The sequence below is a fragment of the Luteibacter sp. P4_D7_3 genome, assembly GCF_056401735.1.
Genome location: NZ_JBFUIT010000023.1, coordinates 1 through 21,382, shown reverse-complemented (window position 1 = coordinate 21,382; position 21,382 = coordinate 1). Strand labels below are relative to the sequence as shown.

24 protein-coding genes are annotated in these 21,382 nt (G+C 66.0%); 10 read left to right on the top strand and 14 right to left on the bottom strand.

Annotation, left to right across the window (positions count from 1 at the left end):
* Positions 1-91 precede the first annotated feature (91 nt).
* From AC1DSN_RS04425 to AC1DSN_RS04400, 6 genes are all read right to left on the bottom strand, one after another.
* A complete protein-coding gene (locus AC1DSN_RS04425; protein ID WP_477297032.1) occupies positions 92-1,573 on the bottom strand; it encodes an RNA polymerase factor sigma-54 in 1,482 nt (493 codons plus the stop codon).
* Positions 1,574-1,672: 99 nt separating this feature from the next.
* The gene (gene lptB / locus AC1DSN_RS04420) at positions 1,673-2,392 is read right to left on the bottom strand and encodes an LPS export ABC transporter ATP-binding protein (protein ID WP_063572632.1); all 720 of its coding nucleotides are present in this window, start codon (positions 2,390-2,392) and stop codon (positions 1,673-1,675) included.
* A 4-nt stretch (positions 2,393-2,396) separates the two neighbouring features.
* Positions 2,397-3,050: a lipopolysaccharide transport periplasmic protein LptA gene (lptA, locus tag AC1DSN_RS04415; RefSeq protein ID WP_063572633.1), complete on the bottom strand. Its 654-nt coding sequence runs from the start codon at positions 3,048-3,050 to the stop codon at positions 2,397-2,399.
* Positions 3,013-3,603, bottom strand: coding sequence for an LPS export ABC transporter periplasmic protein LptC (gene lptC / locus AC1DSN_RS04410; protein WP_477329726.1), 591 nt, complete (start codon positions 3,601-3,603; stop codon positions 3,013-3,015). The genes lptA and lptC overlap by 38 nt, the downstream gene beginning before the upstream one ends.
* 5 nt (positions 3,604-3,608) lie before the next feature.
* The gene (locus AC1DSN_RS04405) at positions 3,609-4,157 is read right to left on the bottom strand and encodes a KdsC family phosphatase (RefSeq protein ID WP_477297031.1); all 549 of its coding nucleotides are present in this window, start codon (positions 4,155-4,157) and stop codon (positions 3,609-3,611) included.
* Positions 4,158-4,177: 20 nt separating this feature from the next.
* Positions 4,178-5,191 (bottom strand): KpsF/GutQ family sugar-phosphate isomerase, encoded by a 1,014-nt coding sequence (locus AC1DSN_RS04400; protein WP_477329716.1) that lies wholly within the window; start codon positions 5,189-5,191, stop codon positions 4,178-4,180.
* Positions 5,192-5,361: 170 nt separating this feature from the next.
* Here AC1DSN_RS04400 and AC1DSN_RS04395 point away from each other — a divergent pair, with 170 nt between their 5' ends.
* On the top strand, positions 5,362-5,601 hold the full coding sequence (locus AC1DSN_RS04395) for a BolA family protein (RefSeq protein ID WP_063573706.1): 240 nt from the start codon (positions 5,362-5,364) through the stop codon (positions 5,599-5,601).
* A gap of 52 nt (positions 5,602-5,653) precedes the next feature.
* Positions 5,654-6,913 (top strand): UDP-N-acetylglucosamine 1-carboxyvinyltransferase, encoded by a 1,260-nt coding sequence (gene murA, locus AC1DSN_RS04390; RefSeq protein WP_063573707.1) that lies wholly within the window; start codon positions 5,654-5,656, stop codon positions 6,911-6,913.
* 664 nt (positions 6,914-7,577) lie between these two features.
* Here the strand turns inward: murA and AC1DSN_RS04385 are convergent.
* The 3 genes from AC1DSN_RS04385 to purM form a co-directional block, all read right to left on the bottom strand.
* On the bottom strand, positions 7,578-8,279 hold the full coding sequence (locus AC1DSN_RS04385) for a DUF3108 domain-containing protein (RefSeq protein ID WP_477296162.1): 702 nt from the start codon (positions 8,277-8,279) through the stop codon (positions 7,578-7,580).
* 140 nt (positions 8,280-8,419) lie between these two features.
* Positions 8,420-9,058 (bottom strand): phosphoribosylglycinamide formyltransferase, encoded by a 639-nt coding sequence (gene purN, locus AC1DSN_RS04380; protein ID WP_477296163.1) that lies wholly within the window; start codon positions 9,056-9,058, stop codon positions 8,420-8,422.
* Between the two features lie 8 nt (positions 9,059-9,066).
* Positions 9,067-10,104, bottom strand: a complete 1,038-nt coding sequence (purM, locus tag AC1DSN_RS04375; protein ID WP_477296164.1) for a phosphoribosylformylglycinamidine cyclo-ligase — start codon at positions 10,102-10,104, stop codon at positions 9,067-9,069.
* Positions 10,105-10,241: 137 nt separating this feature from the next.
* Here purM and AC1DSN_RS04370 point away from each other — a divergent pair, with 137 nt between their 5' ends.
* From AC1DSN_RS04370 to hda, 3 genes are all read left to right on the top strand, one after another.
* On the top strand, positions 10,242-11,228 hold the full coding sequence (locus AC1DSN_RS04370) for a DUF2066 domain-containing protein (protein ID WP_477329714.1): 987 nt from the start codon (positions 10,242-10,244) through the stop codon (positions 11,226-11,228).
* A 70-nt stretch (positions 11,229-11,298) separates the two neighbouring features.
* Positions 11,299-12,456, top strand: coding sequence for an AI-2E family transporter (locus tag AC1DSN_RS04365; RefSeq protein WP_477296166.1), 1,158 nt, complete (start codon positions 11,299-11,301; stop codon positions 12,454-12,456).
* A complete protein-coding gene (hda, locus tag AC1DSN_RS04360) occupies positions 12,453-13,148 on the top strand; it encodes a DnaA regulatory inactivator Hda (protein ID WP_213950054.1) in 696 nt (231 codons plus the stop codon). The genes AC1DSN_RS04365 and hda overlap by 4 nt, the downstream gene beginning before the upstream one ends.
* A 5-nt stretch (positions 13,149-13,153) precedes the next feature.
* Here the strand turns inward: hda and AC1DSN_RS04355 are convergent, their stop codons facing one another.
* Together AC1DSN_RS04355 and AC1DSN_RS04350 are read right to left on the bottom strand one after the other, a co-directional pair.
* Entirely contained in the window at positions 13,154-14,203 is a 1,050-nt protein-coding gene (locus AC1DSN_RS04355; protein ID WP_477296167.1) for a metallophosphoesterase, read from the bottom strand.
* Positions 14,204-14,469: 266 nt separating this feature from the next.
* The gene (locus tag AC1DSN_RS04350; protein ID WP_063572998.1) at positions 14,470-15,273 is read right to left on the bottom strand and encodes an inositol monophosphatase family protein; all 804 of its coding nucleotides are present in this window, start codon (positions 15,271-15,273) and stop codon (positions 14,470-14,472) included.
* A 134-nt stretch (positions 15,274-15,407) separates the two neighbouring features.
* Here AC1DSN_RS04350 and AC1DSN_RS04345 point away from each other — a divergent pair, with 134 nt between their 5' ends.
* Positions 15,408-16,172, top strand: coding sequence for an RNA methyltransferase (locus tag AC1DSN_RS04345; RefSeq protein ID WP_213950052.1), 765 nt, complete (start codon positions 15,408-15,410; stop codon positions 16,170-16,172).
* 209 nt (positions 16,173-16,381) lie between these two features.
* Here AC1DSN_RS04345 and AC1DSN_RS04340 read toward each other — a convergent pair whose 3' ends face one another.
* A complete protein-coding gene (locus tag AC1DSN_RS04340) occupies positions 16,382-17,704 on the bottom strand; it encodes a hemolysin family protein (protein ID WP_477329711.1) in 1,323 nt (440 codons plus the stop codon).
* A 150-nt stretch (positions 17,705-17,854) separates the two neighbouring features.
* Here AC1DSN_RS04340 and AC1DSN_RS04335 point away from each other — a divergent pair, with 150 nt between their 5' ends.
* Both AC1DSN_RS04335 and AC1DSN_RS04330 read left to right on the top strand, forming a co-directional pair.
* Positions 17,855-18,484 carry a DUF47 domain-containing protein gene (locus tag AC1DSN_RS04335; RefSeq protein ID WP_063574362.1) on the top strand — a complete coding sequence of 210 codons (630 nt, stop codon included), beginning with the start codon at positions 17,855-17,857 and terminating at the stop codon, positions 18,482-18,484.
* A gap of 13 nt (positions 18,485-18,497) precedes the next feature.
* Entirely contained in the window at positions 18,498-19,622 is a 1,125-nt protein-coding gene (locus AC1DSN_RS04330) for an inorganic phosphate transporter (RefSeq protein WP_213950050.1), read from the top strand.
* 1 nt (position 19,623) lies between these two features.
* Here AC1DSN_RS04330 and AC1DSN_RS04325 read toward each other — a convergent pair whose 3' ends face one another.
* The gene (locus AC1DSN_RS04325; RefSeq protein ID WP_046966983.1) at positions 19,624-20,028 is read right to left on the bottom strand and encodes a hypothetical protein; all 405 of its coding nucleotides are present in this window, start codon (positions 20,026-20,028) and stop codon (positions 19,624-19,626) included.
* Positions 20,029-20,104: 76 nt separating this feature from the next.
* Between AC1DSN_RS04325 and AC1DSN_RS04320 the strand changes: the two genes are divergently transcribed.
* Positions 20,105-20,464 carry an MGMT family protein gene (locus AC1DSN_RS04320; RefSeq protein WP_046967019.1) on the top strand — a complete coding sequence of 120 codons (360 nt, stop codon included), beginning with the start codon at positions 20,105-20,107 and terminating at the stop codon, positions 20,462-20,464.
* 12 nt (positions 20,465-20,476) lie between these two features.
* Here AC1DSN_RS04320 and AC1DSN_RS04315 read toward each other — a convergent pair whose 3' ends face one another.
* Positions 20,477-20,767: a hypothetical protein gene (locus tag AC1DSN_RS04315; protein ID WP_477296235.1), complete on the bottom strand. Its 291-nt coding sequence runs from the start codon at positions 20,765-20,767 to the stop codon at positions 20,477-20,479.
* Between the two features lie 177 nt (positions 20,768-20,944).
* Here AC1DSN_RS04315 and AC1DSN_RS04310 point away from each other — a divergent pair.
* Positions 20,945-21,382, top strand: a 438-nt coding sequence (locus AC1DSN_RS04310) for a DEAD/DEAH box helicase (protein ID WP_477329709.1), incomplete at its 3' end; no start/stop codon positions are given.

Here is a 21,382-nt window from a genome sequence, read left to right as displayed (position 1 = left end):
GCCTTGGGGGCGACGAGTGCGGAACGACGGAGTGCCGTTCCTCAAGCCTGAAACAGTGTGACCGTGGACCTCCGTGAGGGTTCCCCGCGCCTCAACTGGCGCGGACACGTTCGCTGGAACTGGGGATGCGCAGGGCTTCCCGGTACTTGGCCACCGTACGGCGGGCCACCTGAATTCCGCGTCGATGAAGTTCCTCGGCCAGGGCCTGGTCGGACAGCGGGCGCCGTGCGTCCTCGCCTGTGATGAGCTTGCGGAGCATGGCCTGGATCGCGGTGGCCGAGGCGCTGCCGCCGTCCTCCGTGGCCACGCCACTGGAGAAGAAGTGCTTCAGTTCGAAGGTACCGCGCGGCGTGTGCATGTACTTGCGCGTAGTGACCCGTGAAATTGTCGATTCGTGCATGCCGACCTCCTCGGCCACCTCGCGCAGCACCAGCGGATGCATCGCTTCCGGGCCGTAGTCGAGGAAGGCACTCTGCCGGCGCACGATCACGTCGGCCACCTTGGTCAGGGTCTCGGCGCGCGACTGCAGGCTCTTCAGCAGCCAGCGGGCCTCCTGCAGCTGACCCTTCATCCAGGTGGCGTCGTCGCCACGGGCGCGGGCGATCAGGTTGCAGTAGTGCTGGTTGAGGCCCAGCCGGGGCTGGGCGTCGGGATTGAGGCTGACCTGCCAGCGGCCGTTCTCACGGCGCGCGTAGACATCCGGGGCGACGTACTCGACCGGCGTGGCGTCCAGCGCCGAGCCGGGGCGCGGATCGAGGCTGCGGATCAGGGCGGCGGCGGCCGCCACGTCTTCCTCGGCGGCCTTCAGCCGGCGGGCGATCTTGGCGGCGTCGTTACGTGCCAGCAGTTCGAGCTCGTCGCTGACCACACGGATGGCGAGGTCGCGATGCGGCGTTTCGAGGGAGAACTGCGACAGCTGGCAGAGCAGGCAGTCGCGCAGATCCAGGCTGGCGATGCCGGTGGGATCGAAACGCTGCACACGCTGGCGCACGCGTTCGATTTCCTCCGCGCTGGCATTCAACTCGGCGGGCAGGGCGGCTTCCACCGCTTCGACGCCGTCGCGAAGGTAGCCGTCTTCATCCAGCGCATGGATGATCGCCGTGGCGATGGCGTGGTCGCGCGGCGAAAACTGGGAGAGATTGAGCTGCCATTCCAGATGCTGCTGGAGGCTTTCCGGGGCGGCATTCTGAGGTTCGAAGCCCTCTTCGTCGCCACCACCAGACCGCGAAGGAGCGCCGGCATAGTCGCCAGCCTCGCCGTGGAAGCGGTCGTCGTCCCACTCGGGAGCGAGCTCCTCGGACGGCGTGACCGTCGATTCTTCCTCGGATTTGGACGCTTTGACAGGGACCTCGTCGCGCGCCGGAAAGTCCGGGCCGTCGTAGTCGCCTTCTTCGGGCAATTCGGGCTCGGCTTCCGCATCCTCGGCGAACTCGAGCAGCGGATTGCTTTCCGCGATCTGGCGGAGTTCGGCCTCAAGCTCCAGCTGCGACAACTGGAGCAGGCGGATAGCCTGCTGTAGTTGGGGCGTCAGCGTGAGCTGCTGATGCAGGCGAAACTGGAGTCCGGGTTTCATGCCTTCGATGCGTTAGGTGCCGAATCCATCGTAACCCTTTGCGACCTTCCCAAACCAGCGTTCCGGCGAGCTATGCCCACCGGCCGAAACTCAAGTGTGTCAGATACGGAATTCACGRCCCAGATACACCTCGCGCACTTTTTCGTCGGCAAGGATGTGCTGCGGCGTACCCCGGGCGAGGACTTCGCCGTCATTGAGGATGTACGCGCGGTCGCAGATGCCGAGCGTCTCACGTACGTTGTGATCGGTGATGAGCACGCCGATGCCGCGTTCCTTCAGGTGGCGGACGATGCGCTGGATCTCGCCGACCGAAATCGGATCGACGCCGGCAAAGGGCTCGTCCAGCAGCATGTAGCGCGGGCGGGCTGCCAGGGCGCGGGCGATCTCCACGCGGCGACGCTCGCCGCCGGAGAGACTGATGCCCTTCTGCTCGGCGATGTGGGCGATCTTCAGCTCGTCGAGCAGGCTTTCCAGCTCCTCTTCGCGCTGCCGGGCGGTCATGTTGTCGCGCAGTTCGAGCACGGCCAGGATGTTGTCCGAGACGCTCAGGCGGCGGAATACCGAGGCTTCCTGGGGCAGGTAGCCGATGCCGAGCTTGGCCCGGGCATGCATGGGCAGGCCAGTGATGTCCTGGTTGTCGAGCTTGATCACGCCGGCGTCGGCCTGGATGAGGCCGACCACCATGTAGAAGCAGGTGGTCTTGCCGGCGCCGTTKGGGCCGAGCAGTCCGACCACCTCACCCTCGCGGATCGAGAAAGCGAAATCGCGGACTACCTGGCGCGCGCGAAAGCGCTTCTGGAGGCCTTGGGCTGAAAGCATCGGGTCAGGGCTTCTTCGGTGGGGTCGGTTTCGCGGCCGGCGGCGTCGCGGCCGGCGTTGCCGGAGCCGCGCCGGGCGGCGGATTCTTCGGCTGGAACGTCATGTGCACGGGCTCCGGGCCATTGCTTTCGCCCGTCATCGTGCTGTTGGTCGTGTTGTAGGTGATCTTGTCGCCGTCGCTCTGGTTGAGCTTGCTCTTGTCGGTCGTGTCGGTCTGCTTGTCCACATGCGCTTTGCCGGTCAGCACGGCGATGCCGTTGCCGCTGTTATTGGAACCGTCGTCCGGCTTGTAGTCGATGTTGCTGGCATGGCCGCGCATCAGCAGGTCCTGCTCGTCCAGCTGCTGGACGGTGGCCGGGCTGCCGTCGACGATGACACGGGTGATCTGGTTGTCTGCGTCGAGGAAGCCGGTGGCCTTGCTGCCGGTGATCTTCAGCGTGCCCTGCGTGAGCACCACATTGCCGGTCCAGATCACCTTGCCCGGCTGCGTGCTGTTCGCCTGCTGCTGGGTGCCGTCGAACGACGTCGACGTGACGTTGGTCGGCTGGTCGCGATCGGACTTCTTGGCGACAGCGGGCAGGCTCGTGACGAGCGCCACGCCGAGCACCGCGAAGAGGGCCTTAGCGCTTGCGCGGCGGATAGACGGTGTGGACTGCATCGAGAAGCTCCAAATGCTTGGTATCGAGATTGGCGCGCATGCCAACGCCATCCATTGTAGAGGCTCCCTGAACGATCCGGGCTGCCTCGGCCGTCTCCAGGCGATTCTCCTTGGGCCAGGCCGTGACTTCGGAGGTGTCGATGCTCGCCGGAGGGGTCTGCCCGAAGGCGACGCGGTCCATGTGGACCTTGCCTTGCAGCTTCAGCAGGCTGCCGTCCTTGTTCACCCAGCCGTATTGCGAATGCCCTTTCCACGGCGGCGCCGTCAGGTCCTTGGTTGGTGGCAGGACGAAATCGGGCGCATTGATGTATAGCGACTCGTCGTCCTCGCGGCGCTCCAGGTGAGGCGCGATCAACTTGAAGGCCGGCTGGCCGAAGTCGTTGTAGGAGTCGAGATTGAAGTTGGTCAACGTGTAGCCCGAACGCGGCGGGCCGACGAAGTCGTCGACCTTCTTGTCGGGCGCGACCCAGTAATAGAGCAGCACGCTCGCGCCGAGTGCCACGGCGAGCACGCCGGCGACGCCCGCGGCGCTGCGGTCCTTGAACAGGAGCATCAGGCTCACAGCCAGCGATCCCGCTCGGCTTCGGCCTTGCCCTGGGCGGCGAGGATCAGGTCGGCCACTTCACGGGCGGCGCCATAACCACCGGACAGGCGGGTGCGGACGTGGGCATGCTCGGCCACCCAGGGGTGCGCGTTGGCCACGGCCACGGCCAGCCCGCAGATGCGCATGGCGGCCAGGTCGGGCAGGTCGTCACCGACGAAGGCGGATTGCTCGGGTGCAAGCCGTAGCGCGTCCAGCAGTTCGGTCAGGCAGGCGCGCTTGTCCTTCTGGCCCTGGTAAACGTGCTGGATGCCGAGTTCTTCCGCGCGCAGCGACACCGGGTGACTGATCCGGGCGGTGATGATGGCGACCTTGATGCCGTTTTCCTGCAGGCGCTTCAGGCCCAGGCCGTCGTGCACATGGAAAACCTTGGTTTCGCGACCGTCTTCGGCGTACCACAGGCGACCGTCGGTGAGCGTCCCGTCCACGTCGAAAACGACCACGCGTACTCGGGCGGCGCGCTCGGCGATGTCGGCGGGAATCTCGGTGTAATGCGTGTAGGGCATGGGCTTCTGGTTAATTGGCGTCAGACGACGCGGGCGCGGAGCAGGTCGTGGATGTTCAGTGCGCCGACCACACGCCCGTCGGCATCGGTGACCAGCAGCGCGTTGATCTGGTGCTTTTCCATCAGCTGCGCGGCTTCCACGGCGAGCTTGTCCGAACCGATGGTTTTCGGCCCGCTTGTCATCAACTGGGCGACCGTGGCGTTACGGAGGTCGATGCCATCGTCGTCGAGGCAGCGGCGAAGGTCGCCGTCGGTGAAGACACCATGGAGGACACCGTCGTCGTCGACCACGGCGGTCATGCCCAGGTGCTTTCGGCTCATCTCGACGAGCGCTTCGCTGAGAGTGGCACCCAGATGCACACGGGGGACATCGTCACCCGAGTGCATGACATCCGCGATGTGCAGGAGCAGGCGACGGCCGAGACTGCCGGCGGGATGCGAGCGGGCGAAATCGTCCGGCGTGAATCCGCGGGCTTCGAGCAGGGCCACCGCGAGCGCGTCGCCCATGACCAGCGCCGCCGTGGTGCTGGCGGTGGGGGCAAGGCCGTGCGGGCAGGCCTCGGAACTCACGCTGCCATCGATGTTGATGTCGGCCTGTCTGGCCAGCGACGACTTCGGGTTGCCCGTGATCGCGATCAGCCGAATGCCCTGGCGCTTGATCGCCGGAAGAATGAAGAGGAGTTCGTCAGTCTCGCCGGAGTAGGAGATTCCCAGAAGGATGTCGTCCGGCTGGATCATGCCGAGGTCGCCGTGGCTGGCCTCGCCGGGGTGGACGAAGAATGACGGCGTTCCCGTGGAAGCCAGTGTGGCGGCAATCTTGCGGGCGATGTGCCCGCTTTTGCCCATGCCGGAGACGACCACGCGGCCCTTGCAGGCCAGGATCATCTGACAGGCGGCCACGAATGACGCATCGACCTTGTCTTCCAGGGCGCGGATGGCCGCCGCCTCGGTGACGATCACGGTGCGCGCGCTGCGGACGACGATGTCGGCGTTCACTAGCGGGTGATCGAGAGGCGGTGCGGTGCGGGCATTCATGCGGCCTCGGGGGTCCGGGTGGGGGCGTTTGACCCGGGATGTCCATTTCTGCGACACCGGATTTCCATTACCATTACATATTCTCATTTTATCGTCGCCGCCATCGAACGATGGTTCAGGGTCCGTTTCGGAACCCTGCGGTTCGACGACCCCCTTCCAACGGAGAATCCATGGACGCTGCCCGCATCCAGGCATTGATCGAAGCCGGCCTGCCCGGCGCCCTGGTGAACGTTCGCGGCGACGACGGCGTGCACTTCGAGGCCGATGTCATCTCGGAACAGTTCGCCGGCAAGTTGCCGCTGGCCCGTCACCGCCTTGTTTACGCCACGCTAGGCGACCTCATGGGCGGTGCCATCCACGCCCTGGGCCTGAAGACCCTTACTCCCGAAGAGGCCGCCGGCCGCCGCTGACGCGCGCCGCGACGCCCTTCGTACGACCTCCCTTTCCAGGTATTCGAATTCCATGGCCAAGATCCTGATCACCGGCGGCAACCCGCTCGTGGGTGATGTGAGCATTTCCGGTGCGAAGAACGCCGTACTGCCCATTCTCGCTTCCTGCCTGCTCGCCGACGAACCGGTAAGCATCGGCAACGTGCCGCATCTCCACGACGTCACGACCTTTATCGAGCTGCTCGGCCGCATGGGCGTGCGCGTGGTGCTGGACGATCGCATGAAGATGCATATCGACCCGCGCCCGGAAAACTCCTGCGTCGCACCGTACGACCTCGTGCGCACCATGCGTGCGTCGATCCTCGTGCTGGGCCCGCTGGTGGCGCGCTACGGTAAGGCCGAAGTCTCGTTGCCCGGAGGCTGCGCGATCGGCTCGCGGCCGGTGGACCAGCACATTCGCGGACTCCAGGCGCTCGGTGCCGAAATCACGGTGGAGAACGGCTTCATCAAGGCGAAGGCCGGCCGCCTGAAGGGCGCCCGCATCGTCATGGACATGGTCACCGTCACGGGCACTGAGAACATTCTCATGGCCGCTACCCTGGCCTCGGGCACCACCATCATCGAAAACGCTGCGCAGGAGCCGGAGGTGGTCGATCTCGCCCACTGCCTGCTGGCGATGGGCGCGAAGATCGACGGCATCGGTACCTCCACGCTCATCGTCGAAGGCGTGGAACGCCTGCACGGTGCGCACTACGAAGTGCTGCCCGATCGCATCGAGACGGGCACCTTCCTGGTCGGCGCCGCGATGACCGGCGGCAAGGTGCGTGCACGTGGTGCGCGCGCCGATACCATGGATGCCGTGCTGCAGAAGCTGGAAGAATCCGGCGCGCACATCAGCACGGGCAAGGACTGGATCGAGCTCGACATGGGTGGGCGCCGTCCGAAGGCCGTCAACCTCATCACCGCGCCCTACCCGGCGTTCCCGACCGACATGCAGGCACAGTTCACCGCGCTCAACTGCATCGCGGAAGGCGTGGGCGTGATCACCGAGACGGTATTCGAGAACCGCTTCATGCACGCCCTGGAGCTGCAGCGCCTGGGCGCGGATATCCGCCTCGAGGGCAACACGGCGATCATCACCGGCGTGCCGAAGATGAGCGGCGCCCCGATCATGGCCACTGACCTGCGTGCGTCCGCCTGCCTGGTCCTCGCCGGCCTGGTTGCCGAGGGCGACACGACCGTGGATCGCGTGTATCACATCGATCGCGGCTACGAGAACATCGAAGAGAAGCTGGGCGTACTCGGCGCGACGATCCGTCGCCTGCCGGGTTAAAGGAAAGGCCGGCGCCGGCCGCCGGTTGCGTGAGGGGTGAGGCGCAGAGCCTTCGGTGCCCACCCTCGCTGCTCAGACAGTCCTCCGCGTTTCGTACCGGAAAGGCCGCTAACGCGGCCCATGTACTTATTTGGCCTACGGCCGCTCCACTTGTGCGGAACTCGCCTCGAGGGTGGGCACCGAAGGCTCTTCCCATCCCTGAGGTTCGTGTGGGTCGAGCCGACGAAGCAGCGCCGCTTCGGTTGCTGGCTCGTCGGCATCGCCAAACGGTCGACCCCAGCGCGCCGAGATCGTCCGCGCTAGGTAGCGCAGCGGCGAGGAAAACGCTCGCCGCGCCGGGAATGACGTATCTGCACGACCGCCGTAACGGCCGGCTTCGGCGGCAACACCCGCCCCAAACGGCTCTCCGTCCAGCTGACCGTATCGTCGTGAGAGACCTTGGTGTCCGCCCTCGAGGCGAGTTCCGCACAAGTGGAGCGGCCGTAGGCCAAATAGATACGTGGGCCGCGTGAGCGGCCTTTCCTTGTCGAACGCGGAGGACGTGTCTGAGCAGCGAGGGTGGGCACCAAGGTCTCCCCGCGAGACGCCCAAGTGTAGAGAGCGATGGCAAAGCCGAGCCCGCGAAGCCGAGCGCCCGAGCCCTGGTAATGAGTGGAGAGTCTTTTTATTTGCCCTGGAAGCTCACCAGCTCCAGTGTCAGGTCGCCGCCGTCTTTCTGCGCCAGCTTTACCGGGACCGGATACTTCGTCGGGACATACCAGGCGCTGAAGCTCGCGGCCTGATCGGCACGGTCCACACGTACGGCATCGAACGAGCCGGCGGGGACGGTGACCTTCTCCTTGCCCGACACCTTGAACGACTGGTTCTCCACGGCCTGTTTCACGGCCACGGGGAAGCTGACCTGCTGCTGGCCTGATGCCAGTGCGACGCCGAGCGCGAGCGGCAGCGTGTTGCGCTCGACCATGTTTGGCACGGCGGCGTACGAATAGCTCTTCTTGGTGTCCTGTACCTGGACCGTGTTGCCCTGGATGGTCAGGTCGCGTGTCTTGCTCTTGAACGAGGAGTCCAGCGCGTAGTGATAGCTGATCGCCGCAGGCACCTTGCCGGACCAGGCGAAACGCGAGGTCTCGGTCACGTTGGCGCCTGCGATGGCCGCGAGGCCGCCCGTACCCTTGGTCTGGTTGCTGTACTCGTACTGGCCATTCCCGGCGGACTTCAGGGTGATGGTCGCGTCGCCGAGCGGATCGCCGCCCTGGAGCACGTGATACGTCGCGGTGAAGGACTGCGGTACATCCGCGGCGAACGCGGCGACAGGCAGGGCGAGGGCCAGCGCAAGGCCGGCGCGGAGCAGGGGAGTCGTCTTCATGCCTCCGAGTTTAGCGGCGGCGCCTGAATGTGGGGCATGTGGGATCGCGGACGGGCCAGCTCGGTAGCAACTGATTCATCGGCGAATGGGTGCTTGCGATGACCGGGCCCGCTGCCGCGGGATCGCCGATGAATCGGCTCCTACAAGAGCTCGGTGATGTCCAGGGGAGTGGTCAGCGGGTCGCCGTCGAAGACGGCCCCGCCTTCCCACCGCAAACGACCGCTGGCGATCGCGCCGACGACGGCCGGCAGCAACCGGTGCTCTTCGACAAGCAGCCGCGTGGCCAGTGAGGCCTCGGTGTCATCCTGGCCGACGGGGATTCGCGCCTGTGCCACGACCGGGCCACCATCCAGTTCCGCCGTGACGAAGTGAACGCTGGCACCGTGCTCGGCGTCGCCGGCTTCGAGGCATCGGCGGTGCGTATGCAGGCCGCGATACTTCGGCAGCAACGACGGATGCACGTTGATGGCACGGCCTTCCCAGTCGGCGACAACGCCCGCGTCGATGATCCGCATGAAACCGGCCAGGACCAGGAGATCCGCACCGGCATCGGCAACACGACCGAACAACGCGCGATCGAAATCGGCACGCGTCGCGTAGTCACGGGGGTTCAGTGCGACGGTGGGAATGCCGGACTCTGCGGCCACCGCGAGTGCGCCAGCGGAGGCCTTGTCGCTACCCACCAGCACGAATTCAATCGGCAGCCGCGCAGCGATCAGCGCGGCGAGGTTGCTGCCGCGCCCGGAAGCGAGCGCGGCGACACGCAAGGGTCGATCCACGGAGCGGATCAGGCGATGTGGACGCGCTCGTCGCCGCTGGCGGCGACGACCGAGCCGATCGCCCAGGAGGCGAGACCGTGGGCGGCCAGCGCGGCCTTCGCGGCGTCGACCTGGTCCTGGGCGAGCAGCACGGTGAAGCCGATGCCGCAGTTGAACGTGCGCCACATTTCTTCGCGGGCCACGTTGCCTTCGCGTTGCAGCCACTGGAATACCGGCGGCAACTGCCACGAGGAGGCATCGATGGTCAGGCCGAGGCCGTCGGGCACCACGCGGATGATGTTTTCTTTCAGGCCGCCACCGGTGACGTGGGCCATGCCGTGCACGTCCACTTTCGTTAGCAGGTCGAGGATCGGCTTCACGTAGATGGTCGTGGGCGCCATCAGGGCGTCGCCCAGCTTCACGCCGCCGATGTCGAGATCGAGCGGGGAGCCGGCCCGCTCGAGGATCTTGCGGATCAGCGAGTAGCCATTGGAATGCGGGCCGGAGGCGGCTACGCCGAGGATGACGTCGCCGGCGACGATGGTCGAGCCATCGTTCATGGCGGACTTTTCCACCGCGCCAACGGTGAAGCCGGCGAGGTCGTACTCGCCCGGCGGGTACATGTCCGGCATTTCCGCGGTCTCGCCGCCGATGAGGGCGCAACCGGCCAGTTCGCAGCCGCGGGCGATGCCGCTGATGACCGCGGCGGCGGTATCGATGTCGAGCTTGCCCGTGGCGAAATAGTCGAGGAAGAACAGCGGCTCCGCGCCCTGCACGAGCACGTCGTTGACGCACATGCCCACCAGGTCGATACCGATGGTGTCGTGGCGTCCCAGGTTCTGTGCGAGCTTGAGCTTGGTGCCTACGCCATCGGTACCCGAGACGAGGACCGGCTCTTTATAACGCCCGGAGAGGTCGAACAGGCCGCCGAAACCACCGAGCCCGCCCATGACTTCAGGGCGGAAGGTCCGCTTGACCATGGGCTTGATGCGTTCGACAAGGGCGTTGCCGGCGTCGATGTCGACACCCGCGTCGCGGTAGGTAAGGGAGCCCTGGTCGGAGGACATAAGCGATTCCGGCGCGTATTGGAAACCGTGCATGATAACAGCAAGCAGCCCCATGGCTTTGCCCTGCACGCCGTCTGGATGGACGGCATGGCAAGGTTTGGGCAGACTCCCCGTCTTCACAAAGCGACGCCAAAACCATGCGCCCAGCCCGTCTCCTCGCCTTCCTAATGCTCTTCCTGCTGTCCTTCGTCGGCACGGCGGCGGCGCAGACCGCGATCTATACGGTCACGGTGCCGGTGGCCGATACCAGCGCCGCGGTGCGCGACCAGGCCTTTGCCAACGGCCTTACCCAGGTGCTCGCCCGGGCCTCGAATGGCGCGGATCCCCGGTCCAAACCGGGTTATGCCGACGCCATGAAGCAGCCCGGTGGGCTGGTCCAGCAGTATCAGTACGCGCGCACCGGTGGGGCCAATGGTGCGCCGTTGAGCCTCGATATCGTGTTCGACCCCGGCGCGATCCGCCGCGTGCTGGCCGTCGGCGATGCCGCCGCGGCGGCGCCGAAGCCGCCGGTGCTGGTGATTGCCCGCGACGCGAGCGGCAAGACCCTCGGTCAGCAGGATCTCCTGCCGCTGTCGCAGATGGCCGACACCCGCGGCTACCAGATCGTCCTGCCGAAGCCGGATTCCACTCTTGATGCGAGCGCCATCGCCGGCGGCGACGCCGCGGCGATCGCCACCGTGGCGCGCCAGTACAACACGGCCGTGATCCTTATCGGCAAGGTCGGCGGCGACCAGACCGACTGGACCCTGGTCTCGGCGGGACGCGCGTCCAGCTGGAAGGACAGCGGTGAGGCGCGGGCGGCGTTGCTCTCCAACGGCGCCAACGCCATGGCGGACAAGCTGGACCGCCAGTTCACGGCGGCCCAGGGCGGAAGCTCCAGTGGCAAGGTATGGGTGTCCGGCCTGCGTTCGGCCGCCGACTATGCCGGCCTGCTGTCGACCTTMCAGAGCGACCCCTCGGTGAAGTCAGTGGCTCCTGTCGGGGCCACCGCCGATGGCGTGCTATTCACGGTGAGTGCCACGGCGCCGCTGGCCCGCCTGATCGCCGGTTATGCCTCCGCAGGCCACGTTCTGGCCGCCGACGCCCATGACGGCGCCGACCTCGCCGTTCGCTGGATCCCCTGATCCGCGACAATGGCGTCACCGCCGCCACGGGACGATGGCGGCGTCTTCCCTACGTCGAAACTGGAATCGCATGACTCACGACACTTCGCGCCGCTGGCAAATGCTTGCGATCGGCGCCGTCATCATCTTCGTGATCTGGCTGCTTGCGCCGGTGCTCATGCCCTTCGCCGTCGCCGCGATGCTCGCCTACCTCGGCGACCCGCTGGCCGATCGCCTGCAGCGCCTGGGCATGGGGCGCTCGTGGGCGGTCAGCATCGTCTTCGCGGTCATCGCGCTGGTCGTCATTGGCGCACTGCTGCTTCTGGTTCCGCTGATCCAGCACCAGTTCGAGAACCTCGCCGAGAACCTGCCGCGTTACGTGGAATGGGCCAAGAGCACGGCCTTGCCGTGGATTCAGCAGCGCCTGCACCTTGACCCCGACGTCTTCGACGCTGATCGCCTGATCGCGACGATCAAGGAGCACATCGGCTCGGTGAGCAGCGTGCTGGCGACAGCGGTGACCAAGGTGACGCAGTCCGGCATGGGCATCGTCATGTGGTTGACCAACCTCGTGCTGATCCCGGTCGTCGCGTTCTATCTCCTGCGCGACTGGGACACGATGATCGCGCATATCCAGCGCCTGCTACCGCGCTCCATCGAGCCGACCGTGGTGCGTCTTTCGAGCGAGTCGGACCAGGTGCTCGGCGCCTTCGTTCGTGGTCAGCTGTTGGTGATGCTGGCGCTCGGCGTGTTCTATGGCCTCGGCCTCACGCTGTGCGGCATCTCGATCGGTCCCTTGATCGGCATGGTCGCCGGCCTGCTCAGCTTCGTGCCTTACCTGGGTTTCATGATCGGCTTCGTTGCCGCGATAATTGCCGTTCTCGTGCAATACGGCGACTGGACCCACGTCCTCCTGGTCGCAGGTGTGTTCACCGTGGGCCAGTTGCTCGAAGGTTATGTGCTGGTGCCTCGCCTGGTCGGTAGCAAGATCGGCCTGCATCCGGTGGCGGTGATCTTCGCCGTGCTCGCCGGCGGCCACCTGTTCGGTTTCCTCGGCGTGCTGTTGGCTCTGCCGGCGGCGTCGGTCGTCGTGGTACTGATGCGCTACGTGTTCGCGCGTTACCGCGAGAGCGATCTCTACACGGAGCCGGCCGCCGTGAGCGAGCCGGAACGCATCGATGTCGATGTGGACGTGGATGTGAAAGTGAAGCCGGTCCAACCCACCATTCCGGGCGACGGCGGTCCATGACGACCCAGCTCCCTCTCGCGCTGCGCTGGCCGCGCCGCCAGCGATTCGAACACTTCCATGCGGGCGAAAACGCCGTGGCGGTCGAGGCGGTGCATGCCGCCGCCGTCGATCCGGCGGCGCCCTGGGTCTTCGTCGCCGGTCCGGTGGGGAGCGGCCGCACGCATCTGCTGATCGCAGCCTGTCAGGCGGCCATCGACGCGGGACGCACGGCGCAGTACCTGCCGCTGGCTGGTCTGCGTGGCCCCCGGGCAGCGGCCATTCGCGGCATGGCCGGTAGCGATGTGCTCGCTATCGACGATGTCGATTCCATCGCCGGAGAGGCCGACGCCGAGCATGCGCTGTTCGATACCTTCAACCGGTATCGCGCCGATGGCTGCACGTTGCTGTTTGCTTCCGTCGGTGCGCCCGCTTCGATGGATATCGCCTTGCCGGATCTTCGGTCGCGGCTCGGCTCGCTCACGCAGGCGTTGCTGAAGCCGTTGGCCGATGGCGAGCGGCGACAGGTGCTCCGCGACCACGCGGCCGGCCGTGGCATTGAACTGGACGACAGCGTGCTCGACTGGCTGTTCGCGCACCATGCCCGCGACCTCGGCGCGTTGCTCGATCTGCTCGACACGCTCGATCGCGCGTCGCTCGCCGCGCAGCGACGGGTGACGGTGCCGTTCCTGCGCAATCTGCTCAGGAACGACTGAGGCGATCACCGATCTCGGTGCACTGGCACGGTGCCGATCAGTTCCTTCAGCGCAGGATTGTTTCCGCGCACGCCGTATACCCTCAGCACGCCCTCATCGGTGTCATGTTCGACGATGAGGTAGGTGCGTTGCGATGCCGAACCGCTGAGGAAGACGGGGACGCTGCCGATGTTGCGATAGCGACCCATGTCCTCATGGAGATGACCGGCGAAGATGGCGGCGACGTCGGCGTTCGTGACCAGCCTCGCGAAGTCGCCGCTGTACTCGGTCGGGTCGTGCATGTGGACGATGGCGAAGTCGTAGTCGCGATCCTTCCAGTCTCCGAAGGCCGGCTTCTCCAGCTTGCTCTCGATGAGGTTGCCTAGCCACGGCAGGGAGGAAACAATCTGGTGGCGCTGCACGCGGAGTCCTTCAGTCGACTCGAAGGTCACCGTGTACTCCGGGAAGTTGTTGAGCTGGATGTTCAGTACGCGATCCATTCCAGGAGCTTGCACCGCATAGGCGAGGCTGCCCTCGTGAAGGGCGCTGAATACACCCGGTTTCACCGAAAAATCGAAGGCGACCTTCGCGGCTTTATCCGTCACGTGCTGAACGAGGTCAGCGATGCTGTCGCGCGCGCAGCCGTCGTTGTAGCAGCCTTGCGTCTCGCCCTTATCGTTTACCCGGCGGATATTGTTCTGGTAATCGTGGTTGCCGAGTCCAAGGTGTACGTTGTCGCCGAGGATGGGCAGCAGCCTCGCCATGACGCTGCGTTGGTCGCCATGTCCGTAGGCCGTCAGATCGCCGTTGATGAACACCGGAATGTCCTCGCCGGGTCGTTGCGCCCGAAAAGCGGCGATGCTCCGGTACTGCTCGGTGATGAGGGCTTCGGAACGCTGGTCGCGCTCGTAGTCGCTTTCCTGCGCGCCCCTGTCCGTGCGATCCGTCCAGGGGTACTGCGGGTCGGACGTGACGATCATCGTCCGGACCTCGGCGGCGGCGTGCGCGGCGAAGGTGAGGGCGCCGATGGCGATCGCCACGGTGAGGGTGCAGCGGGTGAGGGGTTTTCCTGGCACGGCATGTCGTCCTTGTGTCGTTGCGGATGCGTGCGAACGTCCGGTTCGCAACGACGACAGGCTAGACCGATGGCAAGCCGGCGCCTGTAGGCGATCGCCAGGGCTGTTCAAGCTTGAGGACGACAGTGAGCCGTGGCGTTCGCCGAGCTTGTTTTTCTGGAGCCCAAACGCAAAGCGCGCGCCCTGTCGGGGCGCGCGCTTTGGTTGTCGGTCATTCGGCGTAGTCGCTCATCCAGGCGAGCCAATCGCCTACATTGCTTGTCGGATCAAACCCCGAGCAAGCGCGCCGTGGCGTTGGCCTTGATCACGTCCGTCATCGCTTTGGCGACGTTGATGTTGCCGGCGATGATGTTGCCACTCTCGGGCAGGCCTTCGCGGCCGGCGAAGTCGCCGTAGATGCCGCCGGCTTCGCGTACCAGCAGGGCACCCGCGGCGATGTCCCAGATGTTGAGTGCCGGCTCGAAGAAGCCGTCGACGCGGCCGGACGCCACGTAGGCCAGGTCCAGCGCTGCCGAGCCCATACGACGGATGTCTTCGGCCTCGGCGAGCAGGGCCGCCGTCATCGCCAGCTGCGGTTCGAGATGGTTGCGGGCGCGATACGGGTAACCGGTGGCGATGAGCGCACCGGCGAGGCCCTCACGCTTGCCCACGCGGATGCGGCGATCGTTGAGGTAGGCGCCGTCGCCCTTGCTGGCGGTGAAGAGCTCATCGCGCAGGGGGTCGAAGACCACGCCGTAGACCGGCTCGCCCTTTTCGACCAAGGCGATGGAGACGCAGAAGTGGGGGATGCCACGCAGGTAGTTGTGCGTGCCGTCGAGCGGATCGATGACCCAGGTCAACGGTCCCTTGCCGATCTGCCCCGATTCCTCGCCAAGGATGGCGTGGGTGGGGTAGGCGCGACGGAGTTCCTTCACGATCTCGGCTTCAGCGAGGCGATCGACTTCGGAAGCGAAGTCCATGCGCTGCTTTTCGACGACCGCGAGGCCCTCGAGGCGATTCATGTAGCGCAGGATGATGTTTCCTGCGGAGCGCGCGGCGCGCGCCGCAACGTTGACGGCGGGTCTGGGCATGGGGATCGACTTGGTAAAAGAACAGGTGAGCGCGGTCGGGCCGCGTCGGTCGGGCAGTTTAACACTGCCTTGCGGCTCACCCAAGTCATTGCCGTTGTAGACTTTCCGGTCCTCCCGTTCAGCCCCCCGATGCCATGGCCCTCTCAGAGCTCAACGATCGTCTCCGTTTCGTCCTCGTCCGCACCTCCCATTCGGGCAATATCGGCTCGGCGGCGCGGGCCATCCGCACCATGGGCTTCGACCGGTTGACCCTGGTGGCTCCCCACCGGTTCCCGGATCCGGAAGCCACGGCGCTGGCGGCGGGCGCTGACGATGTGCTCGGCAACGCGTCCGTCCAGGACGATCTGGTGGCGGGACTGGCCGGCACGACCTTCGCCCTCGGCCTGTCGGCGCGACGCCGCGGGGTGAACATCCCCGAGCTCGATCCGCGCGAGGGTGTGGCCCAGGCCCTCGCCGCCGCCCGTCGGGGCGAGCAGGTCGCCCTGGTGTTCGGCAACGAGCGGACGGGCCTGGAGAACGACGAGCTCTCCCGCTGCCATGCCATGATCCGCATCCCCAGCGTGGACGATTTCAGCTCGCTGAATCTTTCCCAGGCGGTGCAGGTGGTGGCCTACGAGCTGCGCACGGCCCTGTTGGCTGATGAGGCACAGGCACCGGTGGCCGACATCGACCCCGACGAGGTCCCGGCCGACGCGGAGCAGCTCGAGCGATTCTTTACCCATCTGGAGCAGACCCTGGATGACATCGAGTTCCACAAGGGCCGTTCGCCGGTCACCATCATGTTGAAGCTGCGCAAGCTCTTCCTCCGGGCGCGCCCCGAACTGCGTGAACTCCGCATCCTCCACGGCATCCTCGCCGACGCCCAGCGCATGGCTGACATCGCGCATAAAAAGGACTGACCCTCTACTGTAGGAGCCGATTCATCGGCGAAAGGACGGTCGCTGCGCGCCCCATGTAACCAGCGGCTTGCGCCGCCTCACGCTTGCGGGAGCGTTGAGAGCCGCGAGGGGCAAGCCCCAAGGGCCAACCCGACCGTGACTCACCAGAAACGACGAGCGTGAGGCGGCAACGCCGCTGGAAACACAAGCCGCGCAGCGGCTATCCGCACCTACTGCTCCTGCGCAAGCGCCTCGTTGGCGCCGACAACGCTGACCAGCAGCTTGTCGATGCGGGCGCCGTCCATGTCCAGGACTTCGAAGCGGATCCCCTGCCAGACGAAGGACTCGCCGGCATGCGGGATGTGCCMGAAATTGGTCGTGACCATGCCTGCCGCGGTCCGGAAATCGTGTTCTTCCTCGTTAGGCAGGCGGTCGATCTGCAGCAGTTCGCGCAGATCTTCCGCGGGAAGGCTGCCGTCGACCAGCCAGCTGCCGTCCTCGCGGCGGACGATGGGGCCGTCGTGGGCGGTGTCCTCGGTGGAGGGTGCGGTGGCACCGACCACGGCGGACAGGAGGTCATTGAGCGTGACCAGGCCTTCGATGTCGCCGTACTCGTCCACGGCCAGTGCCAGCTGGGTGTCGGCGTCGCGGAAGGATTCGAGCAGATCGAGCGCGCGTGCGGTCGCCGGCACGAAAAGCGGACGGGCGAGGTGCTTGAACAGGTCCACCTCGCCTCGCTGCATCGAGCCGAACAGTGACTTCACCTCTACCGTGCCGACCACCTCGCTCTCGTCGCGGCGATAGACCGGGTAGCGCGAAAACGGCGTCTCGCGCAGCACCTCGAGGTTGTCTTCCAGCGGTGCATTCATGTCGAGCCACGCGATCTTCATCCGCGGGGTCATCACCGAGCCCACCGTACGATCGCCCAGGCGGAGGACGCGGTTGACCATGTTGCGTTCGTCGAGGTCGAGGATGCCCTGCTCGGCACTTTCGGCCACCAGTAGTCGGATCTCCTCTTCCGTGGCGGCGGAGGCGTCGCCGCGGCGCAGGCCGAGCACGTGCAGGATGCCGCTGGAGAGATGGTTGAGCAGCCAGACCATCGGCAGGGTGATCCGGGAGATCACCAGCATGGGCACGGCGATCTGCGAGGCGATGCGCTCGGGTGCGGTCAGTGCGGCACGCTTGGGGACCAGCTCGCCAATGACGATCTGAACCAGCGACATCAGCAGGAAGCCTAGCAGCCAGCCGATGATCTTCGCGTACGGCTCCAGCCAGGCCGGCTCGCCGTCATGGAGGAGGGCGGTGAACTGCGCGCCCAGCGTGTCGCCGGCCACGGCGCCGGTGACCAGGATGATCAGGGTCATGCCGACCTGCACGGTCGACAGGAACCGTTCCGGGGATTCGGCCAGGCGGAGCGCGGCCGCGGACCGGCGGCTGGTCCGTGCCATCTGCTTGAGGCGGCTCTTGCGTGAGGCAACGACGGACATCTCGGACAGCGCGAAGAACGCGTTGCCGAGGGAAAGGACGAGGACGAGCAGGATGTCGGAGAACATTGGGGGATATATATCAGACCGGGGGTGTTTGGGGATTGGGGGGAGCTGGCATCACCGCCTTGTTGGCTTTTCGCCGCTGAAGCGGCTCCCACATTTCCTTATCCGGTAACATTGCGGTCACAAATCCCCCAGGTTCCTCCAGGCGACCCCATGTTTTCACTCCAGACGATGTTCGGTAAGGGCGACAAGTTCTATGGCCTGCTCGAGGCGAGCGCGGAAGCCGCCCGCGAAAGCGCCAAGGCGATGCATGAGCTGGTTACCCAGGCCGACCGTAACCCCGTGATGGCCGCTTTCAGTACGGCCCGCGCCCGCGAGAAGGCCTTGCATGGCCAGATCGGCGAGGAACTGGTCAACACCTTCGTGACCGCCCTGGATCGTGAAGATATCGAGGCGCTGAACTCCGCGCTGTACAAAATTCCGAAGACCATCGAGAAGTTCGCCGAACGCTACGTGATTGTCGCCGAGCGCCTGGACGGCATCGATTTCGGTCAGCGCGCGGCCCTGCTCGAGCGTTCGGCCGAGGTGGTCGTCGCCATGATCGGCCAGCTGCGCCACGGCCTGAAGATCGACCCGGTGAAGAAGCTCCGCGACCAGCTCCAGGCGCTGGAGTCCGAGGCCGACCGCCTCCTGCTCGACCCCTACCGTACGCTCTACGCCGTAGGCACCGATCCGCTGCGGGCCATTCTCGCCAAGGATCTGTTCGAGCTGGTGGAGAAGGCCGTGGACAAGTGCCGCGACGTCGGCAACGTCGTCTATTCCATCGTGCTCAAGAACTCCTGAGGGCGGCGGTCCCATGAGCATGGTTATCGCGGTCGTCCTGATCGCCCTCGCGTTCACCTATATCAATGGTTTCCACGACACGGCGAACTCCATCGCCACCGTCGTCGCGACCAAGGTACTCACGCCCGGCCAGGCCGTCCTGCTGGCGGCGGTCACGAACCTCGCGGGTGCCCTCTGGGGCACGGCCGTCGCGGCGACAATCGCTTCGGGCCTCATCGATACCGGTGTGGTGGACGTGGGCTCGCAGCTGCTGATCAGTGCGCTGCTGGGCGCCACTATCTGGAACCTCATCACGTGGTGGATGGGCCTGCCCTCGAGCTCGAGCCACGCCCTGGTCGGCGGCCTGGTYGGCGCGGCCCTGGCGGCCTCGGACGGCAACCTGCACTCGATCATCTGGTGGGAGGGCGGGGCGCACTGGTGGCTGGGCAAGGGCGTCATGCCCAAGGTCATCCTGCCGATGATCGTCTCGCCCTTCCTCGGTTTCGTCATCGGCTACCTGCTGATGGGCGGCCTCTACGCGCTGCTCGGCTTCTTTTCCAGCCGCAAGGGCCCGCTGCGCCGTTTCGGCCGCACCCCCTTCGTCAACAGCTTCTTCGGCAAGGCACAGATCGTCTCGGCCAGTGCGATGGGCCTGTCCCACGGCATGAACGACGCGCAGAAGAGCATGGGCATCATCGCCCTCGCCCTGGCCGGTGCCACGGCGGCCGGCCACTTCGACCACCTGCCGACGATCCTGCACTTCCTGCGTATCCCGCACGACCCGGCGGCGCCCGGTGGCTTCCCGATTCCGGTCTGGGTCAAGGTCGTCTGCGCGCTCACCATGGCCGCCGGCACGGCTGGGGGTGGCTGGCGCATCATCAAGACGCTGGGCCACAAGATGGTCAAGCTGCATCCGATCAATGGTTTCGCGGCCGAGGGCAGTTCGGCCGCGGTGATCCTCACCGCTTCCCTGCTCGGCGTGCCGGTGTCGACCACGCACAACGTATCGGCGTCGATCATGGGCGTCGGCGCGGCAAAGCGCTGGAACGCCATCCGCTGGTCTGTCGTCGAGCGGATGGTCTGGGCCTGGATCCTTACCCTGCCGATCACGGCGGGTATCGGTTACGGCCTGGTCAAACTCAGCCGGCTGTTCCTCTGACTCAGAGGGCGTCGGCCTCGCCGTTGACGACCTGCTCGAGCTGGTCGCCGGTCGCGCCCAGTTCTTCGATCAGGCGAGCGAGTTCGCGCTCGTCCAGGTAATCGTAAGGGCGGTTCTCGCACAGGTGCAGATAAGGCGAGCCGTCGAGGTCCGCCTCGGCGAGGTAACCCGTGCGCTGCTCCCAGTTGAAACGAAGGCAGCGTCGCGCGTCCACGCCGGCCAGCGGGCCGATCGGGGTCGACAGGCGCAGGAAGCGCAGGCCTTCGGAATCTTCCAGCTCAGCCAGGTAGATGCCCTGGTGGCGGCCGTCCGGCAACTCCAGGTCGAAGCTGATGAGGTAGGGCTCGTTCTGACGGAGCTTGTGGACGCCGCCGACATGGGAGCGGATGGCCTCGAAGTGTCGCATGGCTGTGGGTAAGGTCCGTCACGGGGGAAAGTCGATGGTACGCTCCCCGCCGTTTCCAGACATGCACGAAACGACCATGACGGATGAACTCGACGACGATGAGGCCCGCGCGCTCCGCGCGACACGGATCATCGAAGCGGTGGCGGCGATTCCGCGCGGCCGCGTGGCCAGCTACGGCGCCATTGCCGCTCGTGCCGGCTACCCGGGACGCGCCCGCCTGATTGGCCGGGTGCTGGGCGATGCGCCCAACCGGCTCGACCTTCCCTGGCACCGGGTACTGCGAGCCGACGGCCGGATCGGCATCCCTGCCGGCACACAAGGCTTTCGCGAGCAGTGCCGGCGACTCAAGGCGGAAGGCGTGACGGTGAAGGACGGCCGTGTGCCGATGAGTGCCTTCGGGCTCGACCACGACCTGGACCGCGCCATCTGGGGCTGACGCGGTGCGACTTCAGCGATAGGTGACGTCGATGACGTGCCAGGTGGCAGCGCGATCTCGCTCCAGCGCATAAGCGAACAAGCCGGCGGGGAGCTGGCGCCGTGCCGACGCGATGTCGAGCGGCCGGATGACGGCACCTACCTGGTGCCCGGACGGACAATCGAGGGTGCCATGCCGCAGCGGGCACGCCTGCTCGACGATCGCACCGCTGAAGACGATGGTGCCGCTTTCGGCACGGATGCACGGGGCGCTGCCGAGCACGGCGCAGGCCAGGCACGACACGGCAAGACACGGATGCTTCATAGACCTTCTCCACCGAAGGGCACGAACGATCGACGAGCCGCGGACAACGGGCCCGTGCTCATTACCTGCCGACTTGGCGATTAAGAACATCGCTTTCGTCCCAAATCGGCGTAGGCCTACAGCCCGTTCAGCTGCCAGCGCATCCTGATGAAAGCCCCGGTTTGTTAGCATGGCGGCATGCAGTCCCAGGCCCACGATCTCCTTCATTCCGTTTTTGGTTACCCCGAGTTCCGCGGCCAGCAACAGGCCATCGTCGAGGAGGTCGCCAACGGCGGCGACGCACTCGTCCTGATGCCTACGGGCGGCGGCAAGTCGCTGTGTTTCCAGATTCCCGCCCTGATGCGCCACGGCACGGGCATTGTCGTGTCGCCGCTCATCGCCCTCATGCAGGACCAGGTCGACGCACTGACCGAGGCCGGCGTGCGTGCCCGCTACCTCAACTCCAGCCTCGATTCGGCCACCCAGCGCGAGGTTGAGGAGCTGCTCCTCGCCGGCGACCTGGACATGCTCTACGTCGCGCCGGAGCGTCTGTTGACCGGGCGTTTCCTCGGCTTGCTCGACCGCATCCCGATTGCTCTGTTCGCTATCGACGAGGCGCATTGCGTATCCCAGTGG